We start from the raw sequence: 21,371 nt of genomic DNA on the forward strand, positions 1-21,371 counted from the left end.
ATTTATTGACAGTTGCAAACACATCGTGTTTTCATAAACCTAAATAGTTAAACTAGAAATAGAAATCTAATCCCCAAAAATCCTAACTTAGCGAAACAACATCAGCTTTATGAGTAAAAAAATAGGTCTTAAAGAAGCCATGTCCATAGGTATTGGAGGAATGGTTGGTGGTGGTATTTTTGCTGTATTGGGTTTAGCGGTTTCTTTATCTAAGGGTGGCACACCCATCGCTTTTCTATTTGCCGGTGCCATAGCTTTAATCACATCTTATAGTTATGTAAAGCTATCCTTAGCATTTCCAGACCGCGGCGGCACTGTTAAATTTATAAACCAAGGTTTTGGCAAATCATTATTTAGTGGAGGTATTAACAATTTGCTATGGTTATCCTATATAATTATGCTTTCACTTTATGCCTCGGCATTCGGGTCTTATGCGCCAAACTTATTTCAGATTACAGGTACAGCAATGGACTTTCATATTTATGCCACGAGTATTATTATTTTAGCCACTGGCATTAATTATTACAGCATAAAGGTGGTAGGAAAAATAGAATCTTATGCCGTAATTATTAAGTTAATCATACTGTTATCATTTGTATTCATTGGTGTTTATGGTTTATCAGGCAATCCTAACCTTTCGCAATTAAACATTTCAAGTTGGGAGGCTCCAATAAGCCTTTTAACTGGGGGCATGGTTATTTTTGTTGCCTATGAAGGCTTTGAGCTAATTGCCAATGCTGCGCCAGACATCATAAATCCAGAAAAAAACATCCCTAAAGCCTATTTTTATTCAGTACTTTTTGTGATTCTGTTATATGTTATTATTGCCATAGTCACTATAGGCTCACTCCCTTTTAGTGCTATCGCCACTGCCGAAGATTATGTATTAGCTGAGGCAGCAAAACCAATGCTTGGACAAACAGGCTTTACCATCATTACAATTGCCGCCTTAATATCTACCTTTTCTGCAATTAATGCCTCTCTATATGGAGGCAGTCGCGTGAGCTATGAAATTGCAGAAGACGATGAACTACCGCATCACTTAACATATCAATTATGGAACCAACCCATAGGTTTATTAATCACAGCTATAGCCACTTTGGTCCTTTCAAACCTTTTAGAATTAGAAAGTATTTCTACCGCCGGTAGTGTAGGATTCCTATTAATATTCGCCATTGTAAATCTTGTTGCTCTTAAACTTTATAAGCCTATTAAAAGCAACAGAATTGTGCCCTTCATAGGATTCTTACTTTGTTCTATTTCCTTAATAATTCTAATAAAACAGCAGTACACATCAAATAAGACGGGCGTTATTGTTGCTGTTTCTATAATTGTTTTTTGCTTTACAGCAGAGCTTATCTACAAGAAACAAAAATCAAGTAAACCTTCTTAAGCTATTTCCTCATCCTAAAATTCAGTAATTTCGCCATATGGTAAAAGAAATTCAACTTCGTATAACACTTAAGGAGGAAGAACGCAGTGCTATTTTAGTTTCAAAATCAGCGTTAAAACTGGGTATTGATCAAGAAGATATCACTGGCGTTAAAATTCTTCGAAAATCCATTGATGCTCGAAAACCAAAAATCATATTAAATTATAAAGTTGCTGTATATATAAGAGAAGCTTTACCTCAAAAAAGCGAATATCATTTTGATTACAAAGACATTTCAAAAGCAAAACCCATTCATATTATTGGTTTTGGCCCTGCTGGAATGTATGCCGCTTTGCGCTGTATAGAACTAGGCTTTAAACCTATAGTTTTAGAACGCGGTAAGAATGTTCAGGATAGACGGCGCGATTTAAAAGCTATTAACCAAGATCATTTTGTACATGAAGATTCCAATTATTGCTTTGGAGAGGGTGGCGCTGGAACCTATAGTGATGGCAAACTCTATACTAGAAGTCTAAAACGAGGTGATGTAAGGCGTATTTTTGAAAACCTCGTATTTCACGGTGCTACGGATCAAATTTTAATTGATGCTCACCCCCATATTGGTACTAATAAATTGCCAAAAGTAGTTCAAAATATTCGTGAGACTATTCTAAAATATGGCGGCGAAATTCATTTTGAAACTAGAGTTACTGATTTCGATATAAAAAACAATAAAATTCAATCCATACATCTTCAAAATGGCAATGTATTATCTGTTAATCAGGTCATATTGGCTACAGGTCATTCTGCAAGAGATATCTATTATTTACTTCATAAAAAAGAAATCCCTCTTGAAGCAAAGTCATTTGCCATGGGCGTTCGTGTAGAACATCCGCAACATATTATTGATTCTATTCAATACCATTGCTCAGGGCCTCGTAATGAATTATTACCTGCCGCTTCCTATGGATTGGTGCAGCAAGTCAATAATCGGGGCGTTTATTCTTTTTGCATGTGCCCTGGCGGATTTATTGTACCTGCAGCCACAGCTAACGGCGAAGTAGTGGTTAACGGTATGTCTCCGTCTAAACGAAACAACCGCTTTGCTAATTCTGGTATTGTAGTTGAAATTAATGTGGATACTGATTTACCTAAATATGAACAATTTGGAGCATTAAAAGGTTTAGAATATCAAAAAAACTTAGAACGCTTAGCTTTCACCTCTGGCGGCCGAAGTCAAGTAGCACCCGCCCAACGTTTAACTGATTTTGTAACGGGAAAATTATCAAATGATTTGAATGATTGCTCGTATCAACCCGGTTTAAAATCAGCCCCTTTACACTCTTTACTACCTAAATTTATAGGTAGTAGACTTCGTAAAGGCTTTGATGCTTTTGGCAGAAAGATGAAAGGCTATTATACCGAAGAAGCTAATATTGTAGGTGTGGAATCAAGAACCTCATCGCCCGTTTCTATACCAAGAACAACCCATTTAACGCACCCTCAAATCACTAACTTATACCCTTGTGGTGAAGGCGGAGGCTATGCTGGTGGCATTGTTTCAGCGGCTATGGATGGCGAACGATGTGCCGAAGCTGCCTCTCAAAACTTTTAATTTTCTTATCTTAAACAGCCCTATTGTTGCTCAATATTTTTTATGACGGAAAAAGAAAAAATGATAGCTGGCAAACTATATAACCCTTCTGACGAGGAGTTGTCTCAAGATAGGTATGAAAGTAGATTACTTCAAAATAAGTTTAATTCTCTGGGAGAGGTTAACAACATGGAACGGGAGAATGTTATGAAGACCCTTATTAAAAATGCCGGAGAGAACTTATATATTGAACCCCCTTTTTATTGTGACTACGGCTATAATATAAAAGCTGGCAAAAACTTATATATGAATTTTAACTGTTGTGTTTTAGATGTTTCTACAGTAACTTTTGGCGATAATGTGATGCTAGGACCAAATGTTCAGATATACACAGCAACACATCCACTTCAATTTAAAGCACGTAATAATGGCCTAGAGTATGCCAAACCTATTTGTATTGGTGACAATGTTTGGATTGGGGGGCACAGTGTTATTTGTCCAGGCGTATCTATTGGTAACAATGTTGTGATAGGAGCGGGATCGGTGGTGACTAAAAGTTTTTCGAATGATGTTGTAATCGCAGGAAACCCTGCCAAAATTATTAAAACCATAGATAATACCTAAATTTATAATTATTACTTTTGCAACACTAAAAAAATAATCCATATGAACGCATATATTTTTCCAGGACAAGGTGCACAGTTTTTAGGAATGGGACTAGATCTCTATGAGAACTCACCTTTAGCTCAAGGTCTATTTGAACAAGCTAATGATATTTTAGGTTTTAATATTACTGATATTATGTTTGAAGGGTCTGATGAAGACTTTAAAAAAACCAAAATAGCACAACCCGCAATATTTTTACATTCTGTGATTTTAGCCAAAACTTTAGGTGAAAGTTTTAAACCTGATATGGTTGCTGGCCATTCCTTAGGTGAATTTTCTGCTTTAGTAGCCAACGGCACTTTAAATTTTGAAGACGGATTAAAGCTTGTTTCGCTTAGAGCCAACGCCATGCAAGAAGCGTGCGACTCAAACCCTGGAACAATGGCTGCCGTTCTAGGATTAGATGATGATATCGTAGAGAAAATATGCGCCACAACGGAAGGTATTGTAGTGGCTGCAAATTATAATTGTCCAGGGCAATTGGTAATTTCAGGTGAATTAGAAGCTATTAATAAAGCCTGTGAAGCGCTAAAAACAGAAGGTGCACGACGCGCATTAGTTTTACGCGTTGGAGGCGCTTTTCACTCCCCGCTAATGGAACCTGCACGAACAGCAACAGCCGCAGCCATTGAAAGCACCACATTCAACAAACCAAACTGTCCTATTTATCAAAATGTAACTGGAACTGCAATACTTGATGAATCAGCCATAAAAGCAAATCTTATTGCGCAATTAACAGCACCTGTACTTTGGACGCAATCTGTGCAACAAATGATTACCGACGGCGCGACATTATTCACAGAAGTTGGACCTGGCAAAGTACTACAAGGACTAGTTAAAAAAATAAATAGAGCTTCTGAAGTAGCTTCTGCAACTTTTGATGCCAATAGCTAAATGAAACTTACAAAACGGAATGTTTACATTTTACTAGTCATTATTCTAACTATAGCGGCTGATCAAATTTCAAAAGTCATTGTTAGAGCCAATGTGGTTGGTAGAACGGACTTTACACCCAGCGAACGTATATCATTAATAGGTGAATATTTTGTGCTGATGAATGTAGAAAACACCGGAGCATTCTTAGGAATGGGTAGTGATTTAAGCCCAGGCCTAAGAATTGTTCTATTATTAATCCTTCCTATAATTGTATTGGGCTATGTACTCCTTCATATTTTAAAAGACAAATCATTAGATAATTGGACATTATTTGCTTTTGCAAGTATTATTGGTGGCGGTATTGCCAATGTCTATGATAGAATTGCATATGGCTCTGTAACTGATTTTCTGTTTATAGACTTAGGAGGTGTTTTTAAAACTGGAATTTTTAATCTTGCCGATTTATCAGTAACTACAGGTATGGTTATTTTACTCTTGGTAAGCTTCCGAAAGAAGAAAACAGCTTAAAATAAAGAAGGTTACTAATTTTTTTTAGCAACCTTCTTTATTATCTGTTTGTTAGATTAGTCATTAGCCCGAACTTTCTGTTCCCATTTCCAAGCAGAATCCATAGCGTCATCTAATGACAATTTTGTTTTCCAGCCTAATTCATCATTTGCTTTATTGGTGTCAGCATAAGCAGAAATAATATCACCTTCTCTTCGGCCAACAATTTTATAATTCAATTTCTTTCCTGAAACTTTCTCAAACGATTTTACCACTTCTAATACTGAGCTTCCTTTACCAGTACCAAGATTAAAGGTTTCATAACTCGATTTGTTTTTGTTTTGCAATAAACGCCCTAAAGCAATCACATGAGCCTTTGCTAAATCAACTACGTGAATATAATCACGAACACAAGTGCCATCCTCTGTTGGATAATCATTTCCAAAAACTGATAATTCTTGACGTAAACCTATAGCGGTTTGAGTAATAAAAGGGACCAAATTTTGCGGTACTCCAATAGGCAATTCTCCAATTTCAACAGACTCATGAGCCCCAATTGGATTAAAATAGCGTAGCGCAATGGCCTTTATTGATGGAACCACCTTACAAGTATCCTTAATAATTTCTTCACCAATCTGCTTTGTGTTACCATAAGGAGATTCGGCCTGTTTAACAGGAGCATTCTCTGTGATTGGTAATTCATCTGCTTGTCCGTAAACCGTACAAGAAGAGCTAAAAATAAATGCTGCTGATGGTAACTTCTTTAATTCCTTCAGAATATAAACTAAAGTGCCTATGTTATTTTCATAATACAATAGGGGCTCCTGTACACTTTCTCCAACGGCCTTACTTGCTGCAAAATGAATCACTCCTGTTATATCATTATGCTTTGCAAAGAACGTTTCAACTCCTGCCCTATCTTTTAAATCTAATTTTTCAAAAATTGGTGTTTTCCCCGTGATAGCCGTAATTCCATCTAATACTTTTTCAGAAGAATTTGACAAGTCATCTATAATAACAACCTCATATCCTTCATTTTGCAATTCTACAACGGTATGTGACCCTATGAATCCTAAACCACCAGTAACTAATATTTTATCCATTTATAAAGTTTGTAATTGTTGTTGTGATATATTCTATTTGTTCGTCATCTAATTCTGTGTGCATTGGTAATGAAATAACATCTTTCACTAATGTATTGGTGACTTCAAAATCCTCCTCATTATAACGTTCATCCTCATAGGCTTTTTGTTTATGTAAAGGAATTGGGTAATAAACCCCACATGGAATACCTTTTTCATTTAAATGTTGCACTAAAGCATCCCGATCAACACCATGAATTCTCAGGGTGTATTGATGAAACACATGACAATCACATGTATCACATACCCCATCGCAACCACCTACGGTTTTTGGAATAATAATGCCATCCTGATCTTTAAAAGCAGCATTATATTTTCTAGCTGCAGTTTGTCGTGCTTTATTGTATGTATCTAGGAGCGGAAGCTTTGCATCTAAAACAGCCGCTTGAATACTATCAAGTCTAGAATTCACACCTACAACATCATGATGATAGCGTTCATACATCCCATGATTAACAATTCCACGAATGGTATGTGCTAAATCATCATCATTAGTAAAAATCGCTCCACCATCTCCATAACAACCTAAATTCTTAGAAGGGAAAAAGGATGTAGCCCCTACATGACCAATGGTACCTGCCTTTACTTTTTCTCCATTTTTATAGGTATAATTTGCTCCAATAGCTTGGGCATTATCCTCAATAACAAATAAATTATGTTCTTTTGCAATGGCCATTACTGCTTCCATATTAGCACATTGACCGAACAAATGCACCGGCACTATGGCTTTTGTCTTTGGCGTAATAGCTCTTTTTATAGCTTCAATATTGATATTGAAGTCATCCTCATTTACATCAACTAAAACTGGGGTTAATTGCAGCAAAGCAATAACCTCAACCGTAGCTGCAAACGTAAAATCGGCGGTAATCACCTCATCGCCTGGTTTTAAACCAAGGCCCATCATAGCTATTTGCAGAGCATCAGTACCATTAGCACATGGAATAACATGTTTTACACCCAAATATTGCTCTAGATTCTTTTGAAAATCATGAACTTTTGGACCATTAATAAATGCTGTATTTTCAATTACTTCTTGGATTGAAGGATTAACGACGTCTTTTATATCGTTATACTGACCTTTGAGGTCAACCATTTGAATTTTTTTCATCTAAAAAAAATTATAGTCTGTTATTTTTAGATATAACACAACTAATTCTCTACAATACCCCTAGTGGGCGAAACGATTACAAAGCTACAAAAATCATTAACGCCAACCATGAAACCCGTCTTATTTAATCCTTACTTTAGACGCAAACGTTATAGACTACTTCACCTTCAAGAGAACGAAACAAATTAAAATTAAGGTTGAATATATTTTAAAGAAATGTATTTTAGCATAAAGAAACTGTTTTGAACCTATTATATAATATCGGAATATATCTTCTTACCTTATTTATTAAGTGTGGCGCATTATTTAATAAAAAGCTTAATAAGGGGGTTCAAGGCAGAAAACACACCTTTAGACTTTTAGAACAAACTATTTCTGAATCAGACAAAACAATTTGGTTGCATTGTGCTTCGTTGGGAGAATACGAACAAGGTCTGCCTGTTTTTTCCGAACTTAGAAAACAGTACAAGGATCATAAAATAATACTAAGTTTTTTTTCTCCGTCAGGGTATGAAATACGGAAAAACACACCAATAGCAGACGTAGTTGTTTACCTGCCTTTAGACTCACAGTCGAACGCCAAACGCTTTATAGATTTACTAAAACCAGAACTAAGCGTATTTGTAAAATATGATATCTGGCCTAATTACTTACATGCCTTAAAAGTAAAAAACCTAAAAGCTATTCTAATTTCGGCAGCCTTTAGAAAAGAGCAACATTATTTTAAGTTTTATGGTGCCCCGTTCAGAAATGCTTTATTCGCCTTTCAGCATATTTTTACTCAAAACGAGATTTCAAAAGAACTACTCAAATCTATTGGATATACAGAGGCAACAATTTCTGGTGACACCCGTTTTGACCGAGTATCTAATCAACTAAAAATTGACAATACATTGGAATTTATCAATGATTTCAAAAATGACACCTTATGTATTGTAGCTGGAAGTACTTGGCCAGAAGACGAATCCTTATTTATTGATTTTATTAATAACACCTCTATAAAGGACATAAAATTCATTGTGGCACCTCACAATATAAAGCCAATTCAAATTAAGAGTTTTCAAGAAAAACTAAATAAGGCTTCTATTCTATTTTCAGAAAAAGAACAGCAACAGCTCAATGATTATTCCATATTTATTGTTGATACTATCGGTATTCTAACAAAAATCTACAATTATGCTGATATTGCTTATGTTGGCGGTGGCATGGGCAATACAGGGTTACACAACGCTTTAGAAGCTGCAGTATTTGGAGTACCTATAATTATTGGCAAAAACTATAAAGAATTCCCCGAAGCTCAAGCCATGATTGACGAAGGAGGCATGTTTTCTATTTCATCTCAAAAGCAATTTAACCAAACCCTTAGTACGTTAATAAATGATGACGAAAAACGCGAGCTTTGCGGTTTAAGAAACAAAGCCTATGTTGAAAAAAACAAAGGCGCTGTTAATCTTGTACTTGATTACCTTAAAATAAAATAGCCATCAGCTTAGCCTGTTTCTATTAATTTTCTGGAATAAAACCTTTATCACTAGCTAGAACCCATTTATCCAATTCAAAACCATCTTCTCGCATGGCGAAAGAGATGATATATTCGCCAGACGCTTCAAAATTTAAAGTAATTGTTTGGGCATAACCACAATGGTTTTCGGGGACGCGCTGCGCAGAAGACCAGGTCCATTTATTTTTCCCTTCACATAACTGTATTCTTTGTCCGCTTTCAGGCCATTCACCATCAACACCCACATGGACGCCATTATCTTCTGGCCCACTGGAATACGCTTTGACCCAAACATAGTAAGTCCCTGGATTATTAATTTTTACTTTATACGAAACCAGACCACCAGTTCCTGGTACAGGGAAGAAATTTTCACCTACAATTAATTCATCATCATGAGTTACTCTTGTATCTGGTAAAGCCTCAATATAGGCCTGTCCGCTAGCTGACGACGTATGATCGGCGCCTTTTGAGAAGGGCAAAGGACTTTTCTTTGACCTCAAATACCATTTTCTTGGACTTTCATTGTTAGTATTGTAATGATAATCCTCTGCCTCAACTTCTAAAAGACCGTCCTTTTCTTCAAAAGCTGAAACTTGTTCTAACTCTTCCTTTAAATTGAACCTTAAGGGATTTAAAGTTAAAGCATGCCAACGCCCCCTCGACCATGCCGATTCATCATACTCCGGAATCATACCGTTAGTAACAGCCTTAGATGCTATCTGTAAAGTATCATTCAATTTTAGGTGAATTTTTCCTAGGCTTAATTTTGTTTTTTTAAATGATTCCGGAACTTTTGGATTTGAAACCGTCTTTAATGGTTTCCCATTGACTTTAATAACATAAATAGATTCTCCATCGTTCTCAGCAACCGTATTCAAGAATACTGAATAATATCCAGATTCACCTTTAAAGATAGTTTGAGCAGCTGCATATTTATCACGCTGTTCTGTCTTAGCAGCATTAATAGCGAAAGTCCCTCGTTTTTTCTCTTTATAATACGTAGCCTCTGCCTTATTATCAATCTCAAAATCCTCCAAAGCGTTTAAAATAATGCTGTTTTCAATGTTTGAGGCTGATACGACTTTTTTAGATTTATTTTGAATCAAGGCTACCCAGTCTTGATCATTTGTAGGCGGTAATCCTAAGGATACTTTATCACCTCCTTTTAACGTTTTAACACTTCCCTGTTGGAGTTCACCTCCTATTTTTGGGTTGTACCATTTTACCGAGTACTTAGCTTTGGTATGGGTTAAATCGAGTTTGGTTTCTTTGACTTCCGGAAGATAAACTACATAAACAGCTCCTTTTTCCGCGAACACAAAATCATGTTCATTTTCAGTTAAGTCATCAGCCGAATGCATTGTTTCAAAAGATATATACTTATGAAAAAACTCCATGGCATATCTTGTCTGATCCCATAATATATCACGAGACCGCCAATCTTCACATTTTAAATCATTATGTGCATACTTATAACCAAAATACCATTCAACACCAGCGCCTCCTGCCATTAAATTACCCCATAAAACATCTGCTCTTATCTCATTATGTTCGGGATCATCAGCATCAGGTTTTGCTCCAGTATCAGCGGGTCCTATTTCATCTTGATTGACTACCCAGGGTCTACCAAAATTTTTAGACTCATTAATCCATTTTACAGTAATATCATGTACATTATGAGGGTGATGAGTTTGCATTGAAGGACCATCTAAATACTCATAACCTAAAAGTGGTGTTAGAAACAAATCTTGAGCATCTGTATTTGCATGGGTGTGCAAGGCTATAAAATTTTGATACGGATCATTCTGTTTTATATACTTGGCCATATCTTTTCTATCCTGATCATTTTGACCTTTTGGTGTCCAACTTAATGGTCCATTTTCTTCACCCAAATTCCAAGTGATGCCTAAGTGATGTGAAAATCTTGCAATGAGCTCCCGATAATACAATTTGCGTTGCACCTTTGTTTCTCCAATATCAAGTAATAATTCATTTTCAGTTTCTTGTGTTACAATGTGTAGCATTAAACCTAATTGATCCATATGATCAAAAACCACCTCCCATTGGTCTAGTTTACTGCAGTCATAACGGTACCGCTCGTGTTCATTAGTCCATGGCCAAACATCCTTTCCATCACCTTGAATGTTCATTGTTAAAAAATATACGGAGTTCATGTTTTTAGACGCCAAATAGTTTAACGCTCCAATAATATTTTTTCCTTTGCCATTTTGCCAAGTAGGATCACCCTGCTTCCAATCTTGTGCATGCGGCTCATATTTATGCGAATCTGGTGTTTGGTCAAACTCATAATACCCTAAGAAATTCTCAGGGCTATCTGCCCCGCCCTTTATAAAGGACTCATTGGTGTCTGCATATTTCAAATAGCGTTCTCCAACATATTTTAGCCGCCCTTTGGTTCTGAATGCAGTCCCTATTTTATCAGCTTCTCCAATGACAAAACTGCCATTAGCACCGTCAAAAGCAGTTGGTTCTCCTGCTGAAATATCACTATTTACTGCTATATTTTCACCTTTCCTAAAAGACACCTTATAACTCCATTCCCCAGCTTCATCAGGCATGAATCTTACTTTCCAAATGTTCCCACTTCGAGCACTTGTCTCTCCTGCATTTCCATCGGCTGCATAAAATCCTGGGACAATATAAGTCTTTGATTTGTTTGAAAAAACGACGTTTAATCTGTAATTTAAGAAGGGATTATTCTCATCAAACTCATTCAATGTGTCTCCTTCAAAGCTTAAGGTTACTTTATGCCATTTTTTTAATTGACCTTCAATTTTAGCGTCTTGCGCATGCACAGAACTTAGGAATAAAACAAATAGTACTGTTGAAACATATAGTTTTTTCATGTGGTGGTATATTTTAATTGTTTAGTTTAATAGGTTACTTTTCAGCAATGACTTGAAAAGTCACAAAAACACGGGCTTATTGAGCTGAGATGATTCATAAACAGCCTCCTGTGCCTTTAGGGTTTTTAAATATTCATGTCCACTCGTTTCAAAAGGCTGATCGGCTATCATTTTATTCACAAAATCTCTTTGAAATATATAGCAGCAATCACCTGCAAAACCAATGTCATTATGTATATAATTATGATTCCTTTCTTTTCTCCCTAATTGTTGAATGGTAATTTGTCCATCCGAATACAATCTTATAGATCCTTTTGAACCATCAATTAAATATTCGCCAAAGGTATAACGCTGTTTTTTAAAGTTATTCTCATTAAAACGATTGGCATCCCAAATGGCATGGGCCTTGTTTTCAAAATTAAGAACCATTAATCCAGAATCTTCACCTTTTATAACAGGATTCAGACGTTTTAAAATAGCATAAACGCTCGCTACTTCTCCAGCATGATACCTAAACGTATCAATAAAATGTACGCCTGTTTCATAAATAAGCAACTTTTTATAATCCCTAAAATAGGGTTGTCTTGACAAATAGGCATCATCACCCCAACCATCACCCATGCGGCTTCTAAAATTCAAACTAAATAAATCTCCTATTGCACCTTGATTGATGATCTTTTTAATTTCCCTATGCCAAGGTTGAAATCTGAAATTTTCATGAACTACAAATCGAACTCCCTTTTTTGACACATAATCTACAATCTTCTGCGATTCTTCAATAGTAGGTGCCAACGGCTTTTGGCATATAATATGAACACCATGATCTGCGGCAAACTTACACATTTCAAAATGTGTTTCTGGCGGGGTTATAATATCAACAAAATCAGGTTTTTCCTGAATAATCATTTCCTTATAATCGGTGTAATGCTTTTTAACACCATAAGGCTCCATAATGCCTTTAGCCCGTTCAAGGTTTGAATTACATAATGCTGTTATTTCAACCTCAGGAATACGCGTCCAAGCCTCGTATTGAAACCTACTAAAATAACCCGCTCCTATGGCAACCCCCTTTAATTTACTTTTCATATTTTATTTCTTTTGAAGAATCCATATACAACCAACATATAATGGCTACCAGACCCAAAAAGGCTGCCACATAGAAAAAAGGCTGCGTTGACCCTGTCCATTCTATGAGATAAGGAAAAGCCAGCGCTGTGGAAAAAGCACCTAAATTCCCTGCCATATTCATCATGCCCGATACTTTACCGGAGTTTTCTTTTCCAATATCCATACAAAAAGACCAAGAGGGGCTTAATGTCATGTCTGCCCCAAAAATGGCCACAGATAAGCATAGTACAGCCCCTAAGGCCGTATCCATATACAAGCTTGAAAGTATCCCGGTTACCACCAATACGAATCCTACAATAGCAGGTACTTGTCTTGACAACTTCCATTTTCCGGATTTATATATGGCATCCACGGTATAACCAGACACCCAGTTGCCTAAGGCTCCTGCGAGTAACGGCATCATAGCATAAAAGCCTGTTGTTACTAGATTTAAACTATACTTATCTTTAATATAAGGAAACAACCATGTTAACATAAAAAAGAAAATAAAATTACTCCCTATATATTGAATCATGGCTAAAATGACATTCTTCGATTTTAGAATTACACCTATTGGCAATTCTACTTTCTTCGCATCGGTTTCCTTTTGTCTATTTTCAATGATATAATCTTTTTCAAGCTGAGATATACCAGGGTGTTCTTCTGGTTTATTCCTAAAAAGAACATAGAATAACCCAGCACAAATAACCCCAATAATACCAAAGAAATAAAAAATAGATCGCCACCCCCAGGCCTCTATTAAATAAGCTACAAGAGGTAATGCAAAGGCTGCACCTAGACGAGATCCTGAGAAGTTTATTCCCTGAAAAATCCCGCGTTCCTTCAAGGGTACCCATGAAAAAGCAGCCCGTGAAATATTAGGAAATGCACCAGCTTCTGCACCGCCAAAAATAAATCTAAAAAAAAGCATGGACATATAGCTCCATGCTGCTCCAGTTAACGCCGTAAAAAAAGACCATAGCACCATAATAGACGTCATAACTTTACGCACACCATATTTATCACCCATGGCACCTCCTGGCACCTGAAACAAAGCATATCCCAGAGCAAAGGCACTGAGCACCCAACCCATTTGAATATCAGTTAGATTTAAATCTGCGCTGATGGAATCTTTGGCTGAAGAGATACAAACTCTGTCAATATACAAGAGGAGTGTAATTAAAAAGGAGCCTGCAAAGAATCCATAACGTTTGGATGGTACTTTTTTTATCATGGTGGTTAGTTTAGTTTCGTAATTATCTTGAGCAATGTATGTTCATCACCTACATTACCTGGAAATACAATATATAATAGCTTAGGGAATTTGGTTTCACTCCCCATTTCCCAAACCGGAATACCAGCTTCAATCTGCCCTAAAACTTTCGATTGTTTCATCCCCAATCCATGCAAAGCCAAATCATTTGATGTTATACCTCCTTTTGCTAAAAGATATTTTGGTTTTTCTTTTAAATTTTGGACCAAATACACTAACGCATTAGATACCTGCTTCGCTATATTGATATTTGAACCAGTATCTTTCCCCGTTACTAATTTCCTACTAGTAAATACAATGACATCCTGTCCGTTCTCAAGCTTATTATCTATCACCTTTAACAATGCTATTAAGTAAGCCCGGGATTCATTTCCTATCACTTTTGAAACATCAACCTCAACGATGGTATCCGTCGCATAGTGTGTTAATGCTTTATGGAGTTGTGATGACGATTTAGGGACATAAGACCCAACTATGGTTAATCCTCCTCGTTTATTGTTGGTGTCAACAATATCATCGACCTTTAATAAACCTTTAGGCTTCAACCCAATATAGGAAGGCACAAATGAACTTGAGGTTCTATATATTAAAGATTTTCCTTGAGACTGGGCTTGTAATAAAGCACAGGTCGCTTTATCTAAATCATAATAATTTAAAGCATTTATTATACAGTGTGCACCCGAAGGTATAGTGATGATATCCTCAACTAAGTCATTAAGGTTTTTGGTACGTATATCATGAATAGAAATCGCATAAATGCTATTGGCTTTAATTTTACCATGCGTTTTTTCTTCAATCCATTTTTTTAAATTCGCATGTTTATAACCAAACGTATGGTCCTGTGAAAATGGTGTCTCATTTACCGGGGTTAAGCCCCCTTCCCGCTGAATATAGTGATTATCATTCACAGTGACTCTTCCGCCCTCAAACATCACAGGTATAACCATGGTAACAGCGTCATTTTCACCTACTTCTAGCTGCAGCGTTTCTATCTCAAAAAAATGACCTCTTAAGGTAGAATCACTCCTGCTTATCAACGTAAAGTCACGATCAACAAGCTTTGATGCCGCTAATATATTTTGTGCAATCTGAGCATATATCGCTTTGGATTGACTGGCTGACAAACTTCTAGAATTTGTTAGCAAAAAGAAAGTTGGAGTTCTCTTTTTGAATTCATCAACCAAAGTTTGAATTTCCCAGTTGGTTAATAACGGAATATCATAGACGGTTTGATTTCCTGTAGGATCATCATCTATAACGATGCATGTTTTATCAAGAGATGTAAATAAGGAGTTGTTGGTAGCTCTATAGTCTAGTGATTTATCTTCTGTTGGTAATAGCCGAATAATGTTTTCTTCTAAAATGCTCATTAATATTTTTCAATTGCTATTACTCTAGCAGGAGAACCATCACCACCACCTATTTTTAAGGGCAATGCTATAAGTTCAACGCAATTAGAGTTTAGATTTTCAAGATTAGTGAGTCCTTCAATAATAACAACACCTTCTAAAAGAATTTGATGAATTTTAGTAACCTCATCAATATTATTTAGATCGGCCACTGATGGCGGTTCAACACCAAGCATTTTAACCTCATTTAACACACACCAATGTGCCAATTCTTCAGAAATGCGGGGTAATTCATTTCTATATTTAGCTGTATTGACGAATTGCGACCAACCTGTCCAAAAAACAAGGCTATCACCTTTTTGGAATACATCTAGCACATCTTGCGGGATATGACTAATCTGAATTAGCCCCTTTGCTCCCAGCGTACGCATATCAATTATCCAAGCTTTACCAACAAAATGGTCTACAGGTATTTGATCAATAGTTTGATTACTTACATTAAAATGCAAGGGCGCATCCATATGCGTACCACAATGCGAATAAAACGACAAGGTGCTAGCGTTCCAGCCATCATTATCAATAGTTTTACTGATTTCCTTAGAGAAACCAGCAAAACTATCTGTATATGTTAATGTAAGATCAACAATATTGTTCATAGAGAACTATAGGTTTTTAATTACTGCATCGGCAACATCAGATGTTGTTGCAGAACCACCTAAGTCTACGGTCAAAACACCTTCAGACGTACTTTTATCAATAGCATCCATAATGTTTTGCGCGGCTTCAATCTCTCCCAAATGCTCTAACATAATGGCTGCAGACCATATTTGTCCATAAGGATTTGCTATATTATTTCCTGCAATATCTGGTGCAGAACCATGTATTGGTTCAAACATAGATGGAAACTCCTTCTCAGGATTTACATTTCCACTACCACCAAGACCTAAACTTCCCATAATAGCACCACCTAAATCACTTAAAATATCACCAAAAAGGTTGGTTGTTAAAACCACATCAAAAATTTCTGGCTTTAAAACAAACATAGCGGTAGAGTTATCAATATACATTTGTTCGTGCTCAACATCTGGATATTGTTGGGCTACTTCTTTAATCACTCTATCCCAATAGGCCAAACTATTAATTAAGGTATTGGACTTTGTAATATGCGTGACTTTATTTCTTCTTTTTCTCGCCAATTTAAAGGCATAATGGGCTACACGCTCAATACCTTTTCTTGTAAAAACACTGGTATCTGTACCCATTCCGTTTTCTTCATCTGGCAAATACTGACCTCCCATTTGAACAAACTCTCCTTCTGTATTCTCTCTAACGATTACAAAATCAATATGTTTTTCAGAACGTAACGGTCTTGTTACACCAGGGTAAGTTCTTACCGGTCTGTAATTTACGTATTGATTAAACGATGTTCTTACCTTAAAGGTGTAATCTTTTGCAGGAAGGGTATCATCAACTGCTGGTAATCCTACAGAACCGAAATAAACGGCGTCAAATTTCTTTAAAGTTTCTAAACCATCCTCTGGTAAAAACTCACCATTTTCTAAGTAATAACCTGCTCCCCAACCAAAAGATTCTGAGCTAATACTAAAACCATGTTTTTCAGCGACTGCTTCTAGCACCCTGTATCCTTGAGGTACAATTTCGTTCCCTATACCATCTCCTGGTACTACTGCAATGTTGTAATTTTTCACTTTTTTGTATTTATTTATTTAATAGTATTCTCGATTTTTCAATATGTTCTCTAGCATATTTTTCCGCTTGATCTGCATTCCCGTTTTCTATGGCATTAATAATTTTGAAATGCTCATGTAACGTTTCTTCTGGAGGCCTCACCAGTCCATGCCCTGTCACCTTATCATGAATATTGCTAAAGAAATATATCTTATCCAAAGGGGCATTATTGGTTAGTTTAATTAGAAGTGAATGAAAATGTTCATCTGCTCTAGTATAGGCATCCAAATCTATATTTGATTGTGAAGAAAAAGGCATAAAGCATGCTTTAAGTTGTTTCACAACGGCTTCGTCCTTTTTTATTGCCAAAACTCTAGCTGCCATACCTTCAATAGCCTCGCGGCAGATATAAATATCAAATATTTCCTTTTCATCTAAAGACCGCACAAACATCCCTCGTCTTGGTATACTCTCTACAAGATATTCATTCTCTAAAGCTAATAAGGCTTTCATTAAAGGGGTTCTACTAACCCCTAACAATTCTGATATTTTTTCTTGAACGATTTTCTCGCCCTGCTTAAGCTCTCCATTACGAATCATGTCTTTTAAACGCAAATAAATGGGCTGGCTTAAATCTGTATGTTCAATCATATAAAAGTAAATTGTGTTTTGTATACAAAACACAATTATACAACATTTTATTTTATACCGCAACAAGAAAAACACGAATCACAAGTTATAACAACCTCATAATTAAGCTGTATACGCTTTGTACAAGTGTTTATGTTTTCGCTAATACATCAATAAAAAGCTGTTTCCTAGTAGTCAAAATAATGGAGATGTGACATGGTATGTCATGATAAATAATTTTAAAATTTCTTATTTTTGGTTAAATTTATGTAATATGAAACAGTTAATTTCCCTATTTTTCATCGCTTTTTTAGTTCTTGGTTGTAGTAATGATGATGACTATAACGATCACGAGTACCACCTAGAATATGTTAACACCGTAAGCGCCGACGTACCAGAGGAATTCGTTTTTGGACGTACTTACCGGATTAATGTCACCATAGAATTACCAAATAGTTGTTATTTTTTCTACAATCAATATGATTACTTCTATGAAGGCACCTCAAGGCTTATATATCCTATTGGCCATGTAGATGACGGTATTCCGTGCACACCTAATATCAGGGAGACAACCTTTTCTATACCCGTACAAGCATTACAGTCAGAACCCTATATTTTCAAATTTTATCAAGGGGAAGATGCAGATGGACAAGATATTTTCTTGACTATTGAAGTACCGGTTATATAAACCACTTAAAGGGTATGTGATGCTATCGCATCTCACAACATCCTTAAAAAGAATTAAAGAAATACCAATTGGTATTAAACTAAAAAAAGCCTTTGTCTTAGAAAAAGACAAAGGCTTTTTTTGTAGTTCATTATTACTCAATAAATATAAAACAGGCGTTTACTATGTGTTAAAGCGCTGATTTTGAAATCACCTTTTTTAGCCTCACCCTATAATTTGTGTAATTTCACAAGTAGCAGTATCTCTTTTAAACGACTGATTATATTAGATTAAATCGAGTCTTTTATTACTAGTCTACCCAATGCAACACATCTTTTATAACGGACCAGCGTGGTTCCACAATATGAGCACCCCCACCTTCAATCCAATGCTCAAATAATTGCTTAATAGTTCCATCTTTTTCCTTAAGTTCTAACCATGTATTTACATAAAGCAGCCAAGTATCGTCTTTTACCAAAGGGTAAGTAGTCGGAATTTTAATCATATCTGGTTGTAAAACATTTACATTATATGAGGGATAAATGATGGTCCATGCCGACCCAGCTTCTGCCGAGTACAACAGGGCATCCATTTTTTCTTTGTTCTTCTTAAAAAATGGTCTCGGAGAACTGACTTTAACCAATTCTGCATTAGGTAAAAGCTTTTTTATCTTATCCTTAAAATAGTTGTTTGTATATCCTATTTTTAAATCCTTTTGAGCTAACAAGGCGCTTTTTGATTTAAATTTGGCCCTATTATAATCGGGTACTATCAATGACGCAGTCTGGTCTAGATAGGAATTTGACAAGTTATAACTTTCCAAGCCTTGTGTAGTAGATACTAATCCGGACATTACAATATCTATTTGTCCTCTAAATAATAAAGTTTTTATTTGGTTGGGTGTAACCGCGTAAAATTCCGGTTTCACACCTAATTCCTCTGCCAAATTATAGGCCATTTCAATATCAAATCCCACCATTTCCGCCTTGTCATTTTTAAAAGCAAAAGGCAAATGATTGGCCATATAGCCTACTCGTAACACCCCTCGGTTTTTAATTGTTCTAATCTGATTATAAGATTTTCTCTGGGTCGTATCGGAAATTAAAACCGAGACATCTTTAATTTGTCCCGTTTTAAATTCTTTAGATAAATTCATAACTATAAAACTTTCATATTGCTCACTTTCACCTAAAGCATATGCCAAATAGACCCTTGTTCCAATTAACGCAAATGAAGTTAAAACGATTCCAACTAAGACACCTCGTATTAATCTAGGCCACAATATGTGTATACTTCCTACGGTCATTTTTACTGCGATTATAGTTAAAGCAACAAGATGAATGGCTCCTAAAACAACACGAATTCGGTCAGTATAAACGCTAGAAATAATAAACAGCTGAAACATTTCTTGAGGCAACTTCATTAAATCTAATAAAAATGGGATTCCCGTAACGGGTGCTACAAAGCTACTAAACAGGGTAGCGCCTACAAAGGTGATGTTTTCTAGAGCGTTAAAAGAATTGCCCATATACCAACCAACAAAAGGTACAAATACAAAAATGACAAAAGTACCTAAGTTTGGAAAAGGGTAAGCCAAAGGCATCATAATATCAGCCTTTGCAGAAGTTTCATCATCTCTCCCATCTTTATATCGCATTAATTTTTTAACGTTACTAATAAGCTGTGGCAAGACCACAATAATTTTTCCAGTTGCAAAAATGGTTAATAAGGTACTTTTAGTCGCGCCAAACAACTCTTTAGGCTTAATACCTGTGGTTACAGAAATTAATAAAGGCAGCCAATAGAAGCCCAACAATAATACGGCAATGGTATAAATTATAATATAGGCATGGAGTCGTTGAATCTCATCAAAAGACATGGTGCCCGCATTATAAGCTGCGATTGCGAAAACGCCATATGGTGTGATCTTTATCACCATTTTATTTATTTGATTCAAAGCATCTGCAATCACATCCATGCTATGCAGTAGATTCTTTTTTTGATCTATTTTACTTAATCCAATACCTAAAAAAATACTAAACAAAACAACCGCTGGTACAATGTTTTTAGCCATTGAACCAAATGGGTTGGAAGGGATATAAAGCTCCAAGAAATTTAAAGGTTGCTCCACGGCAATAATAGATGGTTTAAAAAACGAGGATGCAGACCAACTAGGCAATGCCAAAGGAAGGAGTACCAATGTTACTACGCCAATGGCTAACAAAAGAAATAAAATTTTCAGACCATTAATGACCAATGCCTTTCCTTCTGTTAAAGACATACGTCCTAAATTGGCAATGATTGAGACCATGATGTATGGTAAAACAGTCATTTGTAACAACCCTACAAAACCATCACCTATTACTTGAAAAAAAGACACATACTCGCCAAAAAACAATCCAACTGCAACGCCTAACAAAAGACCAATTATTATTTTCTTAGATAAACTCATTGAAATACATTTTCTATAAATTTAAAATAATATTGATATCAAATTGCAGTAAATCAAAATAATAATGTTTTGGACACACAATATATATTTAATTCAGAGGAATAAAATTATTGTAAAAAAACAATTTTGAATGGTTACATATGACACGTATCAGCAACTAAATTTGCTAATTGAGACAGAATAGAAGACAATCAAGTTCGTTACCCTGATTATTAACCCATTACTTTTAAAGATTCCTAGATTAAGAAGGATTTATTAGGGCATAAAAAAGCCTTTATCTAATAAAAGATAAAGGCTTTAGTACTGAAGACGGGACTTGAACCCGTACGTCCTAATGGACATTGGATTTTAAGTCCAACGTGTCTACCAATTCCACCACTTCAGCATTGGTATATTTTAAGAAAGTTTCAGAGCGAAAGACGGGATTTGAACCCGCGACCCCCACCTTGGCAAGGTGATGCTCTACCCCTGAGCTACTTTCGCAGTTTTTTAATGAACATACAACCTCTCGATTGCGGATGCAAATTTAAAATATTTATCCTAAATCCAAAGGCTTTTAATGAAATAATTA

General features: G+C 35.9%; 17 protein-coding genes and 2 tRNA genes. 7 read left to right on the plus strand and 12 right to left on the minus strand.

What is annotated here, in order from left to right:
* Positions 1–109 precede the first annotated feature (109 nt).
* From IE051_RS04250 to lspA, 5 genes are read left to right on the plus strand one after another with little or no spacing between them, the layout of a single operon-like run.
* Complete coding sequence (locus IE051_RS04250) at positions 110–1,393, plus strand: APC family permease (RefSeq protein WP_189359538.1); 1,284 nt, start codon at positions 110–112, stop codon at positions 1,391–1,393.
* A 37-nt stretch (positions 1,394–1,430) separates the two neighbouring features.
* A complete protein-coding gene (locus IE051_RS04255; protein ID WP_189359539.1) occupies positions 1,431–2,987 on the plus strand; it encodes an NAD(P)/FAD-dependent oxidoreductase in 1,557 nt (518 codons plus the stop codon).
* A gap of 42 nt (positions 2,988–3,029) precedes the next feature.
* Entirely contained in the window at positions 3,030–3,590 is a 561-nt protein-coding gene (locus tag IE051_RS04260) for a sugar O-acetyltransferase (RefSeq protein ID WP_189359540.1), read from the plus strand.
* Between the two features lie 42 nt (positions 3,591–3,632).
* On the plus strand, positions 3,633–4,526 hold the full coding sequence (gene fabD, locus IE051_RS04265; protein WP_189359541.1) for an ACP S-malonyltransferase: 894 nt from the start codon (positions 3,633–3,635) through the stop codon (positions 4,524–4,526).
* A complete protein-coding gene (lspA, locus tag IE051_RS04270) occupies positions 4,527–5,036 on the plus strand; it encodes a signal peptidase II (protein ID WP_189359542.1) in 510 nt (169 codons plus the stop codon).
* 56 nt (positions 5,037–5,092) lie between these two features.
* On the opposite strand, the gene galE is transcribed toward lspA, so the two are convergent.
* Both galE and IE051_RS04280 read right to left on the minus strand, forming a co-directional pair.
* A complete protein-coding gene (gene galE, locus IE051_RS04275; RefSeq protein ID WP_189359543.1) occupies positions 5,093–6,118 on the minus strand; it encodes a UDP-glucose 4-epimerase GalE in 1,026 nt (341 codons plus the stop codon).
* The gene (locus IE051_RS04280; RefSeq protein WP_189359544.1) at positions 6,111–7,265 is read right to left on the minus strand and encodes a DegT/DnrJ/EryC1/StrS family aminotransferase; all 1,155 of its coding nucleotides are present in this window, start codon (positions 7,263–7,265) and stop codon (positions 6,111–6,113) included. The genes galE and IE051_RS04280 overlap by 8 nt, the downstream gene beginning before the upstream one ends.
* A gap of 242 nt (positions 7,266–7,507) precedes the next feature.
* Here IE051_RS04280 and IE051_RS04285 point away from each other — a divergent pair, with 242 nt between their 5' ends.
* Complete coding sequence (locus IE051_RS04285) at positions 7,508–8,746, plus strand: 3-deoxy-D-manno-octulosonic acid transferase (RefSeq protein WP_189359545.1); 1,239 nt, start codon at positions 7,508–7,510, stop codon at positions 8,744–8,746.
* 22 nt (positions 8,747–8,768) lie between these two features.
* On the opposite strand, the gene IE051_RS18570 is transcribed toward IE051_RS04285, so the two are convergent.
* The 7 genes from IE051_RS18570 to IE051_RS04320 are packed head-to-tail and all read right to left on the minus strand — an operon-like array spanning position 8,769 to position 17,702.
* Positions 8,769–11,633 carry a DUF5060 domain-containing protein gene (locus tag IE051_RS18570; protein ID WP_229796728.1) on the minus strand — a complete coding sequence of 955 codons (2,865 nt, stop codon included), beginning with the start codon at positions 11,631–11,633 and terminating at the stop codon, positions 8,769–8,771.
* Between the two features lie 60 nt (positions 11,634–11,693).
* Entirely contained in the window at positions 11,694–12,719 is a 1,026-nt protein-coding gene (locus tag IE051_RS04295) for a Gfo/Idh/MocA family protein (protein ID WP_189359546.1), read from the minus strand.
* Positions 12,709–13,974, minus strand: a complete 1,266-nt coding sequence (locus IE051_RS04300; RefSeq protein WP_189359547.1) for an MFS transporter — start codon at positions 13,972–13,974, stop codon at positions 12,709–12,711. Before IE051_RS04300 ends, IE051_RS04295 begins: the two co-directional genes overlap by 11 nt.
* Before the next feature lie 5 nt (positions 13,975–13,979).
* The gene (locus IE051_RS04305; RefSeq protein WP_189359548.1) at positions 13,980–15,383 is read right to left on the minus strand and encodes a four-carbon acid sugar kinase family protein; all 1,404 of its coding nucleotides are present in this window, start codon (positions 15,381–15,383) and stop codon (positions 13,980–13,982) included.
* Positions 15,383–16,018 (minus strand): cyclase family protein, encoded by a 636-nt coding sequence (locus IE051_RS04310; RefSeq protein WP_189359549.1) that lies wholly within the window; start codon positions 16,016–16,018, stop codon positions 15,383–15,385. Before IE051_RS04310 ends, IE051_RS04305 begins: the two co-directional genes overlap by 1 nt.
* Positions 16,019–16,024: 6 nt before the next feature.
* On the minus strand, positions 16,025–17,071 hold the full coding sequence (locus IE051_RS04315; RefSeq protein WP_189359550.1) for a tartrate dehydrogenase: 1,047 nt from the start codon (positions 17,069–17,071) through the stop codon (positions 16,025–16,027).
* Between the two features lie 10 nt (positions 17,072–17,081).
* On the minus strand, positions 17,082–17,702 hold the full coding sequence (locus IE051_RS04320) for a GntR family transcriptional regulator (RefSeq protein ID WP_189359551.1): 621 nt from the start codon (positions 17,700–17,702) through the stop codon (positions 17,082–17,084).
* 253 nt (positions 17,703–17,955) lie between these two features.
* Here IE051_RS04320 and IE051_RS04325 point away from each other — a divergent pair, with 253 nt between their 5' ends.
* Positions 17,956–18,369 carry a hypothetical protein gene (locus IE051_RS04325; RefSeq protein ID WP_189359552.1) on the plus strand — a complete coding sequence of 138 codons (414 nt, stop codon included), beginning with the start codon at positions 17,956–17,958 and terminating at the stop codon, positions 18,367–18,369.
* 289 nt (positions 18,370–18,658) lie between these two features.
* Here IE051_RS04325 and IE051_RS04330 read toward each other — a convergent pair whose 3' ends face one another.
* The 3 genes from IE051_RS04330 to IE051_RS04340 all read right to left on the minus strand — a co-directional run bounded on the left by IE051_RS04330 (position 18,659) and on the right by IE051_RS04340 (position 21,283).
* Positions 18,659–20,800: a cation:dicarboxylate symporter family transporter gene (locus IE051_RS04330; RefSeq protein WP_189359553.1), complete on the minus strand. Its 2,142-nt coding sequence runs from the start codon at positions 20,798–20,800 to the stop codon at positions 18,659–18,661.
* A gap of 301 nt (positions 20,801–21,101) precedes the next feature.
* A tRNA-Leu gene (locus IE051_RS04335) sits at positions 21,102–21,185 on the minus strand.
* 26 nt (positions 21,186–21,211) lie between these two features.
* Positions 21,212–21,283: transfer RNA gene (locus IE051_RS04340), tRNA-Gly, on the minus strand.
* Positions 21,284–21,371 lie beyond the last annotated feature (88 nt).

This window comes from Algibacter mikhailovii, from assembly GCF_014651495.1.
Lineage (GTDB): Bacteria > Bacteroidota > Bacteroidia > Flavobacteriales > Flavobacteriaceae > Algibacter_E > Algibacter_E mikhailovii.